The sequence below is a fragment of the Microbacterium mcarthurae genome, assembly GCF_046064585.1.
Taxonomy (GTDB): Bacteria; Actinomycetota; Actinomycetes; order Actinomycetales; family Microbacteriaceae; genus Microbacterium; species Microbacterium mcarthurae.
Genome location: NZ_JAROCE010000001.1, coordinates 1,133,511 through 1,148,687 on the forward strand (window position 1 = coordinate 1,133,511; position 15,177 = coordinate 1,148,687).

A 15,177-nucleotide genomic window follows, 5' to 3' on the forward strand; every position below is an offset into this window, starting at 1 on the left:
TCGAGTAGGTGAACATCCGCCGCCGCCCGCAGCGAGACCCGGAGCCGCGGGCGCGGAACGACGAAGGCCCGGATGCCAATGGCATCCGGGCCTTCGTGTACGCGAAGTGCGTGGAATTACTTGAGGGTCACCGTGGCGCCGGCAGCCTCGAGGGCCTCCTTCGCCTTGTCGGCGGTCTCCTTGTTCGCGCCCTCGAGCACGGCCTTGGGGGCACCGTCGACGACGGCCTTGGCCTCGCCGAGGCCGAGCGAGGTGAGCTCGCGGACGACCTTGATGACCTGGATCTTCTTGTCACCGGCGGCCTCGAGGACGACGTCGAACGAGTCCTTCTCCTCGGCCTCTTCGGCGGGGGCACCACCGGCGGGGGCGCCGGCAGCGGCCACGGCCACGGGGGCGGCGGCGGTGACGTCGAACGTCTCCTCGAACGCCTTCACGAACTCGGAGAGCTCGATGAGGGTGAGCTCCTTGAACGCGTCGAGCAGCTCTTCGGTGCTGAGCTTAGCCATTGTGTTTCTCCTTGATCGGGATTGTCATCCGGGCCGGGTCAGGCCGCGGTGTCCTGCTTCTCGCGCAACGCGTCGACCGTGCGAACGGCCTTCGACGGAAGCGCCTGGAAGACGTATGCCGCCTTGGTCATCGTCGCCTTCATCGCACCGGCGAGCTTCGCCAGCAGGACTTCACGGCTCTCGAGATCGGCGAGCTTGTTAACCTCATCCGCGGTCAGAGCGGCGCCATCGAAGTAGCCGCCCTTCACCACGAGCTGAGGGTTAGCCTTGGCGAAGGCACGCAGCCCCTTCGCGACGGCGACCGGGTCGCCGTGCACGAACGCGATGGCAGACGGGCCCTTGAGCTCGTCGTCCAGTCCCGTGACCCCCGCGTTGGCCGCGGCGATCTTGGTCAGCGTGTTCTTCACCACGGCGTACTCCGCGTCCTGACGGATGTCGTTGCGCAGCTGCTTGAGCTGGGCAACCGTCAGACCGCGGTACTCGGTCAGCAGAACGGCAGTCGAGTTCTCGAAGTGCTTCGTGAGCTCGGCGACCGATGCGTCCTTCTGCGCCATGGCCACTCCTTGTGTGTACGAGGCGCTCCGCGGAGGCGGGGCGCCGGCCAAGACACCGGGCGACGGCAAAAAAGAAGAGCTCCGGCGCAGGCGCACGGAGCTCGGATTCCCGATCGGGAGGAGTTCATGTCACCTGCGCAGGTCCTCTGCCTTTCGGCAGACGCTTCGATCTTCGTGCACGCACGACGATGACCGGCGGTCTTTGGCTTGGTCTCTACTGTACTCGGCATCCCCCGCCCCCGCCAAATCCGCCCCACCCGCCGCGCCCCCGCCCCCGCGTCGCGCCCTGCCCCGCGCTGACGTGCAGCGAGATGACGCTCCGTTTCCGAGATGACGCGCCATTCGGGCGAATGGGGGGCCATGTGGTGAGACAGGGGTCATCTCGGCGGCGGCGCCACCGGTCCTCCACGCCTGGGTGCCACGCCGAACGCCTCGAGCCGGGCCGCGAGTACCTCGGGGGTCGTGATGTCGGAGAAGCCGCCGCGGCACACGCGCCATTGCGTGCGCCCTCGGATCCAGTCCTCGCGCTTCTTCTCGTCGAGCACCACCTGCTCAATCGACCGGTCTCCGCGCAGGGAAGGGTCGCGGTACTTCACCTCCCCGTCGAACTCCCAGAACGTTCGAGCCTCGGGCAAGGCGATGTCGACGAAGTAGTCGGCGCCGCGGGGCCCGGGCACCGCCACCTGGAGGTCGAACTCGACGAACCCGAGACGGAACAGCTGCACCCGGCTCACGCTCTCCCCCGGCAGTTCCGCGCGTCCGTCGGCGAACTCGATCACCCAGCGAGCTCGCCGGATGCCGCGTGCTCCCGCTTTCCGCGCAGCCCTCTCGCGCATCCTTTCGCGCCAGTCCTCCTGCGCGTGGGGGTCGAACCGGCGTCCGACCACCGCTTCACGCCGCAGTGCGGCGTCCGCGCAGGTCACCGCGACCTCGAGGGGCATCGTGCGCATGACGTCGAACACCGTGCGATCGAGGGTCGTGCAGGCGATGCCCGCGACCGTCGTGAGGTCGCCCGTGTCGATGGCGTCGAGATGTCGCCGCAGCCCTCTGCGACTGGTCGCTCCGACGTCGGCGGCGACCGTCACGTCGACGGGCCGATCCCTGAACCGGTACTGCGGCAGGTCATGGAGCACGCTCGCCGAGAGGTGAGAGACGACGGCGGAACCACCGCGCGTCTGCTCCATGGCGGCGCAGACGGCAAGCCGATGCTGCTCGACGGGCCGGAGCGCGAGGTACGCCGCGCGCTCGACGTAGACACCCGCTTGCAGCCGCAGGAACACGCCCCCGGCCGCCGCGCGTGACAGCTCGGTGGGAGTGACATCCCGTGCGAGCAGGTCCGCGCGGGTGAACAAGGGCACCCCCCGGATGCCGATACCCACCGTCCTGTGCATCCCCCCGATCGTGCCGCCACCACCCGTTCGCGCGATCCCCCACCCCCGGCATCCGTGGACATCTCGGCCGCCCACCGGCCTGGGGAGGAGCGCCTGGCGTCTTGCCCCGGCCGACCCCTCGCGCGATCACCCCCGTTCACCGAGACGACCCGCGATCCCGCGCCGTCCGGGGTCATTTCGCGAACGGTGGGTCATCTCGGCGCGGCGCGGCCGCGGCCCGCGACGCGCCGCCACGCAGGAACGCGCCAGACGCGCGACCGGGTTAGGGTCGAACGTATGTCCCCCGAGCTCGTCGCCTCCCGCAGCGCCGACCTCGAGTCGCGGATCGTCGCGGACTCGCGCGACCGGGTCGCGTGGATCCGGGCGCGCTCGCGCGGCATCACGGCGACCGACGTCGCCACTCTCACCAGCGCCAACGCGATCACGCGAGCGGCGGATGCCAAGCTCCTCGGCTCGAGCTTCTCGGGTAACGCCTACACGGCGCACGGTCGTCGGCGCGAACCCGAGATCGCGGCATGGGTCGCCGCGACGCATGGCATCCAGCCCTCGTCCGCGCTGTATCACGCGGTCGTCGAGAAACGTCACCTCGCAACCCCGGACGGTGTCGTGGTGGATGCCGAGGGGCGCATCGTCCTGGCCGAGATCAAGACGACGAACAAGGCGTGGCGCTCCATCCCCCGCACGTATCTGCGCCAGGTGTGGTGGCAGCAGCACGTCCTCGGCGCCGAGCGCACGCTGGTCGCGTGGGAGCAGCATGACGGCTTCGTGCCGGTGGGCGACGAGCCCCGCTGCCAGTGGGTGGACCGCGACGAGAAGGAGATCGCGTCGCTCGTGCGGCTGGCGACCTCGCTCATCGACGAGCTCTACCGGCGGACGACCGCGGGCCGGGTGCCGGTGCGGCGCCCGGAACCGACGGAGAGGTACCGCGCTCTCGCGCTCCTCGACGGATAGTTGACCGAAATCAAACAATCGGCGTATAGTTGATCTTCGTCAACTAACGCGCCGTCGTCGTCGCGGCATCCTTCTTCCTCCCCTGGAGAGTCCCGCATGACCTCATCCGTCCCCGAGACCGCGGCACCGCGCCGCGTCCTCCCCGCCCTCATCGGGCTGCTGCTCGGCATGTTCGTGTCGATGCTGGCCTCGACCGTCGTCTCGACGTCGCTGCCGGTGATCGTCCACGACCTCTCGGGCGACCAGAACGCTTACACCTGGGTGGTCACGGCGACCCTGCTCACCACCGCGATCTCGACACCCATCTGGGGCAAGCTCGCCGACCTGTTCAACCGCAAGGTGCTGATCCAGGTCGCCATCGGCATCTTCGTCCTGGCCACCGCCGCGGCCGGGTTCTCGCAGAACACCGACATGCTCATCGCCTTCCGCGCGGTGCAGGGTCTGGGCGCGGGCGGTCTCGCCGCACTCAGCCAGGTGATCATGGCGGACATCATCAGCCCGCGCGAGCGCGGTCGCTACATGGGCCTGTTCGGTGCCGTCATGGCCGTCGCCACCGTCGGTGGCCCGCTGCTCGGCGGCGTCATCACGGATGCCTTCGGCTGGCGGTTCAACTTCTTCGTCGCCCTGCCCTTCGCCGTCGCCGCGCTCGTCATCCAGCAGCGCACGCTGCACCTGCCCGCGCGCGCACCGCGCAAGGTCAAGATCGACTACCTCGGCATCGTGCTGCTCTCGACCGCCGTGTCGCTGCTGCTGATCTGGATCACCAACGCCGGGCGCACGTTCGAGTGGGCCAGCACCGAGACGCTCCTCATGGTCGGCGGCGCCGTCCTCGCGGCGATCCTGTTCGTCCTGGTCGAGCTGCGCTCGTCCGAGCCGCTCGTCCCGCTGACGCTGTTCCGCGACGCCACCTTCACCCTCGCCACGATCGCGTCGATCGCGACCGGCCTGGCGATGTTCGGCACGTCGGTGTTCCTCAGCCAGTACATGCAGATGGCCCGCGGCGCCACGCCCACCGAGGCCGGCGTCATGACGATTCCGATGATCGCGGGGCTCCTGCTTGCATCCATCGTCGTCGGCGCCCTCATCACGCGCTTCGGGTACTGGAAGCCGTTCCTCATCGCCGGTGGAGTGCTGCTCATCGCGGGCACGTACCTGCTGTCGACCATCCACTACGACACGAACTTCGCGCTGGTCTCGCTGTACATGTTCCTGCTCGGCGCGGGCGTCGGCATGACGATGCAGAACCTCGTGCTGATCGTGCAGAACACCGCCGACCCGGCCCGGATGGGTGCGGCCAGCTCCGGCGTGACGTTCTTCCGCAGCCTCGGCGGCACGATCGGCGTGTCGGTCATGGGCGCGGTTCTCGCCGACACGGCCACGCGCCTGTTCACCGACCGGGCCACCGACCTGCAGACCGCGATCGTCGGTCTCGGCGCGGCCGGCGCTCCCGTTGCCGAGGCCCTGCAGTCCGACACGATCCCCCAGGTGTCGACCCTGCCCGAGGTCGTGCGCGTCATCGTCGAGGACATCTACGCCCAGTCCATCGCGCACGCGTTCCTCATTGCGGTGCCGGTGGCCGTCGTCAGCCTCATCGCGATCGTGTTCCTGCCGAACCGTCCGCTCACCCGCATGACGACGTCCGAGCGCGTCGCGGCGAGCGAGGCGGACCTGGCCACCGTGTCGGTTCCCGCCGGTATGGCGACCCTGTCGACGACGGGGACGGTTCCGACGGTGGATGCCGAGACCCGCCGCCGTCCCCGCTCCGACGCTCCCGTGGGGGAGGATGGGTGACGTGACCCCCGAACCCGACGCCGAGCGACAGGCCGCCGTGCACGCGCTCGAGTCGTCGTTCTCGGAACTGATGACCGTGTTCCGCCGCTTCGTCTCAGAGGCGGCGGAACGGGTCAGCCCCGGCATGCTGCCGGCGACGTTCAAGACCCTGTCGGTCGTGAGCCGTTTCGGCCCCCTGACGCTGTCCGCCCTCGCCGAACGGCTCTCTGCCGATAAAGGCTTCCTCAGCCGTGCCATCAGCGACCTCGAGGGCATGGGACTGGTCACCCGGACGCCCGACCCGAACGATCGCCGCTCCCGGCTGATCGCTGTGACCGATCTCGGCCGTGATCGTCTGAGCGAGGCGCGCGCTCCGCACGAGAGCCGACTCCACGAGGCTCTCGCGGACTGGTCCGTGGACGAGATCGAGCACCTTTCGACGATGCTGCACGCCCTGGCCGTCGGCGAGGTCCCCGGACGCCGCTGAGGCTCCTGCACTCCGGGCGACGCGACACGGTGACCGAGGTGTAACACCGTCGAGACAATCGCGCGCTTGACTGAAGGGGTCGCGGCGGAGTCGCCGTCGATGTGACCCCCGAGGAGGAACGCCCGATGAGATTCCGATCGACGCGTCCCGAAGCCACAGCCGACTCGCCGGGGGTCGTCATCCCCGAGACCATGCGCGCCGTGGTGTTCGACGCCCCGGGCGACGCCGACGCCCTGCGCGTGGCATCCGTCTCGACACCCGACCCCATCCTCAGTGAGGTGCTCGTCCGCGTGGTCGCGGCGGGGATCAACCCGATCGACGCCAAGACACGCGCGGGCCGGGGTGCGGCCGGTGCCATCACCGGGTGGCCGGCCACGCTGGGGTACGACTTCAGCGGCGTCGTGGTCGCCGCTCCCTACGAATCTCACCCGTTCCCGCCCGGGACCGAGGTGTTCGGGATGACGCCGACCCCGCGGACGCCGGGAACCTACGCCGAGTACACGGTGGTCCCGTCCCTCTCTCTCGCGCGCAAGCCCGCGTCGCTGTCGCACGTCGAGGCGGCCGGTGTGCCCCTGGCCGCCCTCACCGCGTGGGGCGTCGTGGTCGAGACGGCGCTCGCGCACGCCGGTCAGCGCATCCTGATTCACGCCGGCAGCGGCGGGGTGGGCCACTTCGCGGTGCAGTTCGCCGCGTACTTCGGCGCGCACGTCATCGCGACGGGGTCCTCGCGCAATCTCGACTGGCTCCGGGAGCTCGGCGCCGCCGAGGTCGTCGACCACACGACGGCGAGGTTCGAGGACGTCGTCGCCGACGTGGATGTCGTGGTCGACCTCATCGGCAACGTCGCCGACGACACCGGGACCCGTTCCCTCGAGGTCGTGCGGCCGGGGGGCCTGTTGATCGAGGTTCCCACCGGCGCCTGGCCGGGCTTCCGCGACGCGGCGGCGGCGCGCGGCATCCGTTCGACCGGCTACAAGGTCGTCCCCGACGGCGGCGCGCTCGCCACCATCGCGCGCCTGCTCGATTCCGGGGCGGTGCGCGTGTTCGTGGACCGCGTGTTCGATCTGGAACAGGCGGCAGCGGCGCACCGCGAGCTGGAGAAGGCGCACACGCGCGGGAAGATCGTCCTGCGCGTCAGCGACGATTGACCGGCCGCGGCGACAGCACGCGGCGCCCCTCGCCCACGACCTCGTCGGCCACCTCGTCCAGCAGCGGCGAGGTGAGGTTCCATTGCTGCCAGAAGAGAGGAACGTCCACCGGTGGGCCACCGAGCCGGACGAGCGCACCGGAGGCGAGTCCCTCCGCGGACTGGAACTCGGGCAGCAGCCCCCATCCGAGCCCCAGCGCCACCGCCGTCGCGAAGTCCTGGGAAGCCGGGACGCGGTGCCGCGGTGGAGCTCCCACGGGCACGTCGAACCCGGCGAGCCACCGGGTCTGCAGGTCGTCGCGACGATCGAAGTCGACGACGGGCGCCGAGGTCAACACTCCCGCATGAACCCCGTCGGAGAACCATCGGGCCGCAAACCCGGCGGAAGCCACCGCTTCGTAGCGCAGCACCCCGAGGCTCCGCACGCGGCATCCGGCCACGGGGGTCTCCCGGGAGGTGACCGCCGCCATCACGACACCGGTCTCCAACAGTCCGGCGGTGAAGTCCTGATCGTCGCGATGCAGGTCGAACACCACCGCCCTCCGCTCGGCGACACGGGCCAGCGGGGCGAGGAACCACGTCGCGAGGGAGTCGGCGTTCACGGCGAGGGGCACGGATGCCACGGCTCCGCTCTCCGCACCGATCGCTGCCAGCGCGTCGTGCTCGAGCAGGGCCAGCTGGCGGGCCAGACGCACCACCGCGTCTCCCGCGGGTGTCGCCCGCACCGGTTTCGACCGGACGAGGACGACACGGCCGAGCTGATCCTCGAGAGCGCGCACTCGTTGGCTGACGGCGGACGACGTGATGTGCAGCCGCCGGGCAGCGGCATCCAGCGTTCCTTCGTCGATGACGGTCGCCAGGGTGCGGGCGAGCTCAAACGGAATCGTCATGAAGCGATGCTAATGGTGCTGCAGAATCCTGAAATGTACTGAAGGACGACGCCCGCCTACCCTCGACACCGTGCTCTCCTCCCTCGCTGCCGGTTTCGGGCTCGGCCTCTCGCTCATCGTCGCCATCGGCGCTCAGAACCTCTTCGTGCTGCGGCAGGGCGTGCGTCGCGAGCACGTCCTGTCCGTCGTCGCCGTGTGCGCCGTGTCCGACGCCGTGCTCATCGCGCTCGGCGTCTCGGGAATCGGCGCCGTCGTCACCGCGGTGCCGTGGCTTCTCGACGTCGTGAGATGGGCCGGGGCCGCCTTCCTCGTGGGTTATGGGATGCTCGCCGCCCGCCGAGCCCTGCGTCCGACGGGGGCCGCGTTGCACGTCGAGACGGAGGCCCCGCCCGCAGAACGCGGCGGGCGGACGATGGTGGCGACGACTACCCGCACGGCAGCGGTCCTGACGTGCCTCGCGCTCACCTGGCTCAATCCCCACGTCTATCTCGACACCGTCTTCCTGCTCGGCTCCGTCGCCGCGACGCACGGGGCGGAACGCGGAGTGTTCGGCGTCGGCGCGGCCGCGGCCAGCCTGGTGTGGTTCGCCGCCCTCGGCTACGGCGCACGCTTCCTCGGGCGATGGCTCGACTCCCCCGGGGCCTGGCGCGTCCTCGACGGGGTCATCGCGCTCGTCATGTGGGGGCTGGCGTTCTCTCTCGTCCTCCCCGTGTTCACCGGGTGAGGTCACAATGAACAGATGCGCAGCGTCGAATTGAGCATCCGCGGACACGTGCAGGGCGTCGGCTTCCGCTGGGCGATGCGCGCCGAAGCCGAACGCCTCGGTGTCACCGGCTGGGTGCGGAACCGGCGTGACGGCACCGTGGAGGCCCGCGTCACCGGCACCACGGACGCGGTCGACGCGATCGTGTCCTGGGCGAGCCAGGGGCCCCCGCTGGCCCGAGTCGAGCGCGTCGAGGAGCGGGAGACCGACACGGATGCCACGAACGACACCGCGTTCGAGATCCGCGCGTCCGCCTAGTCCCGGCCGCCGGGGAGCCCCGCGCGCAGTTCGACGAGCACGTCGGCGGCCTCGTCGAACCGGGTGAGTCCCGCCGCCTGCCCCGCCCACAACGACAGCAGCTCGCCCTCCCCTGCCGCGGCGGCCGCCGCGCGGAACACGCCGGTGAGCCAGTTCTGCGCGGGAAAGGGCGCGATCGCCTGGGCCGCTTCGATCTCGCGGACCGCGCGGTTCGGGATGCCGCGCGCCCACCGTCCACTCATCGCCCGCGTGAGCACGGTGTCGGTGTCGCCGGCCGCAGCGATCGCCTCACGGTGCGCGGCCGTCGCGCCGGACTGTCGCGTGCGCAAGAACGCCGTGCCGACCTGCACCCCCTCCGCTCCGAGCGCGAACGCGGCGGCGACACCCCGACGATCCGCGATGCCGCCGGCCGCGATCACCGGCACCGAGACCGCATCGACCACCTGCGGGATGAGAGCGAACGTTCCCACGAGCGACGACGCCGGGTCGCGGAGGAACGACACGCGATGCCCCGCGGCCTCCATCCCCGTCGCCGCCACCGCGTCGACGCCGGCTGTCTCGAGAGCGACGGCCTCAGCGACCGACGTGGCCGTGCCGATCACGCGGATGCCGCGCTCTCGAGCGCGCGCGACGGTCTGGGCATCCGGTACGCCGTAGACAAGGCTCAGGACGTCGGGCACTGCGGCGAAGACGGCGTCGAGCTGATCCGCGAGATCGGGCAAGAACACCTCCGGCACGTCGGGCACCGCGACGCCCGCGGCCGCGAACAGCCCGGCCATGGCATCCCGGGTGGAGGAGAGATCGACGTCCGCGGGGGTGACCTCGTCGCCCCGCGACCACCACAGGTTCACCGCGACCGGCCGGTCGGTGGAGCTCCTCAGCATGCGCACGGTCTCGACGATGCGGTCCGGCGCATAGCCGTAGAGGCCGAACGAGCCGAGACCGCCGCCGGCGCTGACCGCCGCCGTGAGCTCCACCGAAGACAGGCCGCCGAACGGTCCGAGGACGATCGGAACATCGATGCCGAAGAGCTCGCACACCCGCGACATGGTCAGTCCAACGGACGCAGAATGCGATCGAGGAACCGGCGCGTGCGTTCCTTCTCGGGGCGGGTGAAGAGCGTCGCGGGTGCGCCGCGCTCCACGATCACGCCCTCGTCGAAGAACAGGACCTCGTCGGCGACTTCGCGAGCGAAGGCGAGCTCGTGAGTGACGATGATCATCGTCCATCCCTCATCGGCGAGCCCGCGCAGCACCTTGAGGACTTCGCCCACGAGCTCGGGATCGAGCGCGCTGGTGGGCTCGTCGAAGAGGAGGAGGTCAGGGCGCAGAGCCAGCGCGCGGACGATGCCCACGCGCTGCTGCTGGCCGCCCGACAGCTCGAAGGGATACGCGTCGCGCTTCTCGGCGAGACCGACGCGTTCCAGGAGCGCCTCCGCGCGCGCGGTGGCGTCGGCTCGGGAAACGCCGTGCGCCTGCACGGGTCCCTCGATGACGTTCTGCAGCACGGTGAGATGCGGGAAGAGGTTGTGGTGCTGGAACACCATCGCCGATCGGTCCCGCATCGCGGCTCGATCCGCCTTGGACACGCGGCCGGCGAGGTCGATCGAGGGCCCGCCGTCGTACCCGATGCGGCCGGCGTCGGCGGTCTCGAGACCGTTCAGACACCTCAGCACCGTGGTCTTGCCCGACCCCGAGGGACCGATCAGCACGAGCACCTCGCCGCGCCGGACCTCGAGGTCCACGCCATCGAGCACGCGGTTCGCGCCGAAGCTCTTCTGCAGGCCCTGCACCCGCAGCAGCGGCGCGCCCGTCGGGCCCGCCGGCGGGGTCACGGCATCGTCAGCGTGCGACATGGCGATCCAGCCTCCTCTCGAGAACGCCCTGCCCCGCCGAGAGCACGAGGCAGAACAGCCAGTAGATCAGGGCCGCTTCGAGGTAGATCGCCATGAACTCGTACGAGAACGCGGCGATGTTCTGCGCCTGGCGGAACAGCTCCGACACCAAAATCAGGGATGCCAGCGAGCTGTCCTTCACGAGCGAGATGAACGTGTTCGACAGCGGCGGCACGGAGACGCGCGCCGCCTGCGGCAGGATGATCCGCGTCAAGGTCTTGCGCGGTGAAAGACCCACGACGTGCGCCGCCTCCCACTGCCCGCGGGGCACGGAGAGGATCGCGGCGCGGATGACCTCGGCGGCGTACCCGCCGACGTTGAGCGAGAACGCGATCACGGCCGCCGGGAACGGGTCGATGACGACCCCGACCGCGGGCAGACCGTAGAAGATGACGAAGAGCTGCACCAGCAGCGGCGTCCCCCGGATGACCGAGATGTAGAACCGCGCGACGCCGCGCAGCACGACGTTGCGCGAGAGACGCAGCAGAGCCATGCCGAGGGCGATCACCAGCCCGATCGCGAACGACGCCAGCGACAGCGGGATGGTCCCCCGCAGCCCGGCCAGCACCATGGGCCAGAACGAATCGAGCAACAGCGTCCAGATGTCGTTCACGCGCCCTCCTTCCTGTCGCGAACGCGGCACGCCCGCGCCCCCCACGCTAGGCGGGAGTCGCGGGCGTGCGCCGGGGGTTTACTTCGTGACGTCGGCGCCGAAGTACTTCTGGCTGATCTCGGCGAGGGTGCCGTCGGCCTCGAGCTCCTCGAGCGCTCCGTCGATGGCATCCGCGAGAGCCTGCTTGTCCTTGGTCGTCGCGAACGCGCTCTCCGAGGTGTCCTCGGTCTCGGCGGCGATCTTCAGACCTGTCGGGCTGTTGGTCTTCTCGTAGTCGAGGTAGGTCAGCTGGTCGTTCACGGTGGCGTCGACGCGGCCCTGCTGCAGCAGGGCGACGGCCTGCGCCCAGCCCTCGACGGCCTCGACCTGGGCGCCGCTCTCGGTGGCCAGCTCGTACCAGTTGCTCGTGAGCGACTGGGCGGTGGTCTTGCCCGAGAGGTCGGCGAAGCTGGAGATCGAGGAGTCGTCCTCCGTGGTCACCACGACGCCGCGCGAGACGGTGTACGGCGTGCTGAAGAGGTACTTCTCCTCGCGCTCGGGGTTGATCGACACCTGGTTGGCGATGACGTCGAAGCGACCCGCGTCGAGGCCGGCGAAGATGGCATCCCACTGGGTCTCCTGGAAGCGGACCTCCAGCCCGAGCTTCTCGGCGACGGCCTCGGCGATCTCGACGTCGAAACCGGTGAGGTCTCCCGACTCGTCGTGGAACGAGAACGGACGGTACGTGCCCTCTGTGGCGACGGTCAGGGTGCCCGCGGAGACCAGACCGAGGTCGTCGCCCTGCTCGGCCGAGCCGGATGTGGATCCGCCGCTGCACGCGGTGAGCGCGAGAGCGAGCGTGCCGAGAGCGGCGGCGAGGAAGGGGAGGCGACGGGGCATAGGTGTTCCTTGCAAGTGATGCGGGTGGGGTTCCGGGGGCGGGGCGCGGCGCGCACCTTCCACCCCAACACGGATCCGCGCGGCATCCTTCCCGGATGACGTTGTGTTGCACGTTCGTGCAGCGCACGGGACGCGGGTCGGGGGCGCGGGCGGGGCGCGGGGCGGCGTCGGGCGCGGGGCGGGGGCGCGGGGCGGCGCGGGCGCGGGGCGGGCGGGGCAGCGCGGGCGGGGCGGCGTCGGCACGCGAAAGCCCCGCCGGCACGGGGCGCGACGGGGCTTTCGGCGAGATGCGTCAGACGATGGCGTTGACGTCCAGCGGGATGCCGGGACCGAAAGTGGTCGAAACGGCGCCCTTCTGGATGTAGCGGCCCTTCGAGCTGGACGGCTTGAGGCGGACGATCTCCTCGAGCGCGGCCTTCAGGTTCTCGTCGAGCTGCTCGGCCGAGAACGAGGCCTTGCCGACGACGAAGTGCACGTTGGCGTGCTTGTCGACGCGGAACTCGATCTTTCCGCCCTTGATCTCCTCGACGGCCTTGGCCGGGTTGGGGGTCACGGTGCCGGTCTTGGGGTTCGGCATCAGGCCACGGGGACCCAGGACCTTACCCAGACGACCGACCTGGCCCATGAGCTCGGGCGTGGCGACGGCCGCGTCGAACGACGTGTATCCGCCGGCGACCTTCTCGATGAGCTCGGCGCCGCCGACCTCGTCGGCACCGGCGGCGAGGGCCGCCTCGGCCGCGGGGCCGTTCGCGAACACGATGACGCGGGCGGTCTTACCCGTGCCGTGGGGCAGGATGACCGTGCCGCGGACCATCTGGTCGGCCTTGCGGGGGTCGACGGAGAGCTTCAGCGCGACCTCGACGGTCGAGTCGAACTTCTTCGAACCGGTCTCCTTCGCCAGGGCGACGGCCTCGGCGGGGGTGTAGAACGTGTCGGGCGCGACCTTCTCGGCGGCGGCCCGGTATGCCTTGGACTTGGTAGCCATGATTATCTCCCTCAGTCCTCGACCGTGATGCCCATGGAACGGGCGGTGCCGGCGATGATCTTGGCCGCGGCCTCGATGTCGTTCGCGTTCAGGTCGGGCTGCTTGGTCTCGGCGATCTGACGCACCTGCTCCTTGGTGAGCTTGCCCACCTTGGTGGTGTGCGGCGTCGCGGAGCCCTTCTGCAGGCCGGCGGCCTTCTTGATGAGCTCGGCGGCCGGGGGCGTCTTCAGGATAAACGTGAAGCTGCGGTCCTCGTACACCGTGATCTCGACGGGGATCACGTTGCCGCGCTGCGACTCGGTCGCGGCGTTGTAGGCCTTGCAGAACTCCATGATGTTGACGCCGTGCTGACCGAGCGCGGGGCCGATCGGCGGCGCCGGGTTGGCAGCACCGGCGTTGATCTGGAGCTTGATCAGGCCGGTCACCTTCTTCTTGGGTGCCATATCCTCTTCCTCTCATCGAGCGGGTGCCTGACGGCTCCCTCTCTCCCGCACGCCCGGCGGTTCCGGGCAGCGGTCGCGCTCGCGCGGGCGCACGAGCAACCTCCCCATCATACGCGATGTCCCGGCATCCGCACTCCCCCGCCCGACCGGCGCCCCGCGGCCGCCGCCGCAGCCGGCCGCCGCCTGCCCTTCCCCGCCGCCACGCCGCCGCCGCCCCGCGCCGCCGCCACGCATAAACGCGATCGGCGCGCGGAAACGCGCTGGCCACGTGTTTCTGCGCGTGAATCGCGTTTATGCGTGCGGGCGGACGATGGTTCTCCACAGCCCCGGCATCCGCCGTCGGCCAACCTGGCAGTCTCGCCGGATGGATGCCGTTCCCCGCTCGCTGCGCGCGTCACCGACTCCCCTGCTTCTCACCTCGGATGCTCCCCGGTCGGGGCCCCCACCGTGGCGTGACGACTCGCTGTTGCGAGTTCGCGCCGGCATCTACACGATGCGCTCCGCGTGGGAAGGACTGACTCCCTGGGACCGCTACCTCGTCCGCGTCCACGCGTTCGCTCTGGCGCGACCGGATGCCGTGTTCTCCCACGAGTCCGCCGCATCCCTCCTCGGGCTGCCCACGTTCGGGCACCCCCGCATGATCCACATCTTCGACGCGCGCCGCTCGCGCTCGGTCCGATACGGCGACGTCACCGTGCACACGAGCGCCGACGCGCGATCGGCATGCGAGGTCGCCGGCATCCGGATCACCGCCGTCGAAGACGTGGTCGTCGACCTCGCCCGCGCGTTACCGCCCGCGCTGGGTCTGGCGGTGGCGGATGCCGCGTTGCGCAGTTTCGACCTCGACCGCGAGCGACTGCTCGATCGGGCTGCGGCGCAGCGGAACAGCTTCGGTCTGCGACGTCTGCAGTGGACGCTGGCACACGCAACGCCGCTCGCCGAGTCACCGGGAGAGTCGATCAGCCGCGCCGTCATCGAGTGGTGCGGTTTCCCTGACCCGGCCCTGCAGGTGGAACACCGTGTCGATGGGCGCATCTTCCGATCGGACTTCTGCTGGCCGGACGAGAAGATCCTCGGGGAGTCCGACGGCTGGCTCAAGTACAGCGCCGATGACGCCGCCGCGGCCGCTTTCTCAGTCCGGGCTGAGAAACGACGCGAGGACGCGCTTCGGCGGCAAGGGTGGCGCATCGCTCGGTGGGACTACGCCGGGGCACTCGGGGTGGACGCGCTGCGCCGTGCGCTCATGGCCGTGGGGCTGCGGCCGGTGCGGCGCCCCGAGGTCGCCGCCCTGGCCTCCGTGGGGAGGAACGCCCGCTCAACCTGACACGCATCAACGCGATCGACGCGGGCACACGCTGCGGCGCATAAACGCGATCGGCGCGCATAAACGCGGTGGCAGCGTGTTTATGCGCGCTCGGAGCGTTTATGCCCGGATGCCCGCCGAATCCACCGGACAGCCCCGCGCCCGGCGCGCGGCCCGGCACGGCACGGCCCGGCACGGCACGGCCCGGCGGGGCGCGGCGCGGCGGGGCGCGCGGCACGGCACCGGCACGGCACGACGGGGCGCGGACGAGGCGCGCATAAACGCGATCGGCGCGCATAAACGCGGGGGCAGCGTGTTTATGCGCGCCCGGAGCGTTTATGCC

The 15,177-nt window shown here is 70.4% G+C and carries 17 protein-coding genes; 7 read left to right on the plus strand and 10 right to left on the minus strand.

What is annotated here, in order from left to right; all coding sequences use genetic code 11:
- Positions 1–116: 116 nt before the first annotated feature.
- The 3 genes from rplL to P5G46_RS05515 form a co-directional block, all read right to left on the minus strand.
- Positions 117–506 (minus strand): 50S ribosomal protein L7/L12, encoded by a 390-nt coding sequence (gene rplL / locus P5G46_RS05505; protein ID WP_239276729.1) that lies wholly within the window; start codon positions 504–506, stop codon positions 117–119.
- Positions 507–544: 38 nt separating this feature from the next.
- Positions 545–1,060 (minus strand): 50S ribosomal protein L10, encoded by a 516-nt coding sequence (rplJ, locus tag P5G46_RS05510; protein WP_138177968.1) that lies wholly within the window; start codon positions 1,058–1,060, stop codon positions 545–547.
- Positions 1,061–1,437: 377 nt separating this feature from the next.
- Positions 1,438–2,451: a hypothetical protein gene (locus P5G46_RS05515; RefSeq protein ID WP_408905149.1), complete on the minus strand. Its 1,014-nt coding sequence runs from the start codon at positions 2,449–2,451 to the stop codon at positions 1,438–1,440.
- Between the two features lie 276 nt (positions 2,452–2,727).
- On the opposite strand from P5G46_RS05515, the gene P5G46_RS05520 reads away from it, so the two are divergent.
- From P5G46_RS05520 to P5G46_RS05535, 4 genes are all read left to right on the plus strand, one after another.
- On the plus strand, positions 2,728–3,402 hold the full coding sequence (locus P5G46_RS05520; RefSeq protein WP_239278641.1) for a YqaJ viral recombinase family protein: 675 nt from the start codon (positions 2,728–2,730) through the stop codon (positions 3,400–3,402).
- Between the two features lie 96 nt (positions 3,403–3,498).
- Positions 3,499–5,193 (plus strand): MDR family MFS transporter, encoded by a 1,695-nt coding sequence (locus tag P5G46_RS05525; protein ID WP_408905150.1) that lies wholly within the window; start codon positions 3,499–3,501, stop codon positions 5,191–5,193.
- 1 nt (position 5,194) lies between these two features.
- Positions 5,195–5,659, plus strand: a complete 465-nt coding sequence (locus tag P5G46_RS05530; protein WP_375095950.1) for a MarR family winged helix-turn-helix transcriptional regulator — start codon at positions 5,195–5,197, stop codon at positions 5,657–5,659.
- 125 nt (positions 5,660–5,784) lie between these two features.
- Positions 5,785–6,807 (plus strand): NADP-dependent oxidoreductase, encoded by a 1,023-nt coding sequence (locus P5G46_RS05535; RefSeq protein WP_239278619.1) that lies wholly within the window; start codon positions 5,785–5,787, stop codon positions 6,805–6,807.
- Here P5G46_RS05535 and P5G46_RS05540 read toward each other — a convergent pair.
- Positions 6,794–7,696 carry a LysR family transcriptional regulator ArgP gene (locus P5G46_RS05540; protein WP_408905151.1) on the minus strand — a complete coding sequence of 301 codons (903 nt, stop codon included), beginning with the start codon at positions 7,694–7,696 and terminating at the stop codon, positions 6,794–6,796. The two genes, P5G46_RS05535 and P5G46_RS05540, sit on opposite strands and share 14 nt — an antisense overlap.
- 70 nt (positions 7,697–7,766) lie before the next feature.
- On the opposite strand from P5G46_RS05540, the gene P5G46_RS05545 reads away from it, so the two are divergent.
- Both P5G46_RS05545 and P5G46_RS05550 read left to right on the plus strand, forming a co-directional pair.
- Positions 7,767–8,420, plus strand: coding sequence for a LysE/ArgO family amino acid transporter (locus P5G46_RS05545; protein ID WP_375095951.1), 654 nt, complete (start codon positions 7,767–7,769; stop codon positions 8,418–8,420).
- A gap of 15 nt (positions 8,421–8,435) precedes the next feature.
- Positions 8,436–8,717, plus strand: a complete 282-nt coding sequence (locus tag P5G46_RS05550) for an acylphosphatase (protein ID WP_408905152.1) — start codon at positions 8,436–8,438, stop codon at positions 8,715–8,717.
- On the opposite strand, the gene P5G46_RS05555 is transcribed toward P5G46_RS05550, so the two are convergent.
- The 6 genes from P5G46_RS05555 to rplK all read right to left on the minus strand — a co-directional run bounded on the left by P5G46_RS05555 (position 8,714) and on the right by rplK (position 13,531).
- Positions 8,714–9,766: an NAD(P)H-dependent flavin oxidoreductase gene (locus P5G46_RS05555; RefSeq protein WP_408905153.1), complete on the minus strand. Its 1,053-nt coding sequence runs from the start codon at positions 9,764–9,766 to the stop codon at positions 8,714–8,716. The two genes, P5G46_RS05550 and P5G46_RS05555, sit on opposite strands and share 4 nt — an antisense overlap.
- A 2-nt stretch (positions 9,767–9,768) precedes the next feature.
- On the minus strand, positions 9,769–10,572 hold the full coding sequence (locus tag P5G46_RS05560; protein WP_408905154.1) for an amino acid ABC transporter ATP-binding protein: 804 nt from the start codon (positions 10,570–10,572) through the stop codon (positions 9,769–9,771).
- Positions 10,559–11,182: an amino acid ABC transporter permease gene (locus P5G46_RS05565; protein ID WP_239278669.1), complete on the minus strand. Its 624-nt coding sequence runs from the start codon at positions 11,180–11,182 to the stop codon at positions 10,559–10,561. The genes P5G46_RS05560 and P5G46_RS05565 overlap by 14 nt, the downstream gene beginning before the upstream one ends.
- Positions 11,183–11,302: 120 nt before the next feature.
- The gene (locus tag P5G46_RS05570; RefSeq protein WP_408905155.1) at positions 11,303–12,103 is read right to left on the minus strand and encodes an amino acid ABC transporter substrate-binding protein; all 801 of its coding nucleotides are present in this window, start codon (positions 12,101–12,103) and stop codon (positions 11,303–11,305) included.
- Between the two features lie 292 nt (positions 12,104–12,395).
- The gene (gene rplA / locus P5G46_RS05575; RefSeq protein WP_239279199.1) at positions 12,396–13,088 is read right to left on the minus strand and encodes a 50S ribosomal protein L1; all 693 of its coding nucleotides are present in this window, start codon (positions 13,086–13,088) and stop codon (positions 12,396–12,398) included.
- Between the two features lie 11 nt (positions 13,089–13,099).
- Positions 13,100–13,531 (minus strand): 50S ribosomal protein L11, encoded by a 432-nt coding sequence (rplK, locus tag P5G46_RS05580; protein WP_228163954.1) that lies wholly within the window; start codon positions 13,529–13,531, stop codon positions 13,100–13,102.
- Between the two features lie 364 nt (positions 13,532–13,895).
- Between rplK and P5G46_RS05585 the strand changes: the two genes are divergently transcribed.
- Positions 13,896–14,855 (plus strand): type IV toxin-antitoxin system AbiEi family antitoxin domain-containing protein, encoded by a 960-nt coding sequence (locus tag P5G46_RS05585; protein WP_239276310.1) that lies wholly within the window; start codon positions 13,896–13,898, stop codon positions 14,853–14,855.
- Positions 14,856–15,177: the final 322 nt, after the last annotated feature.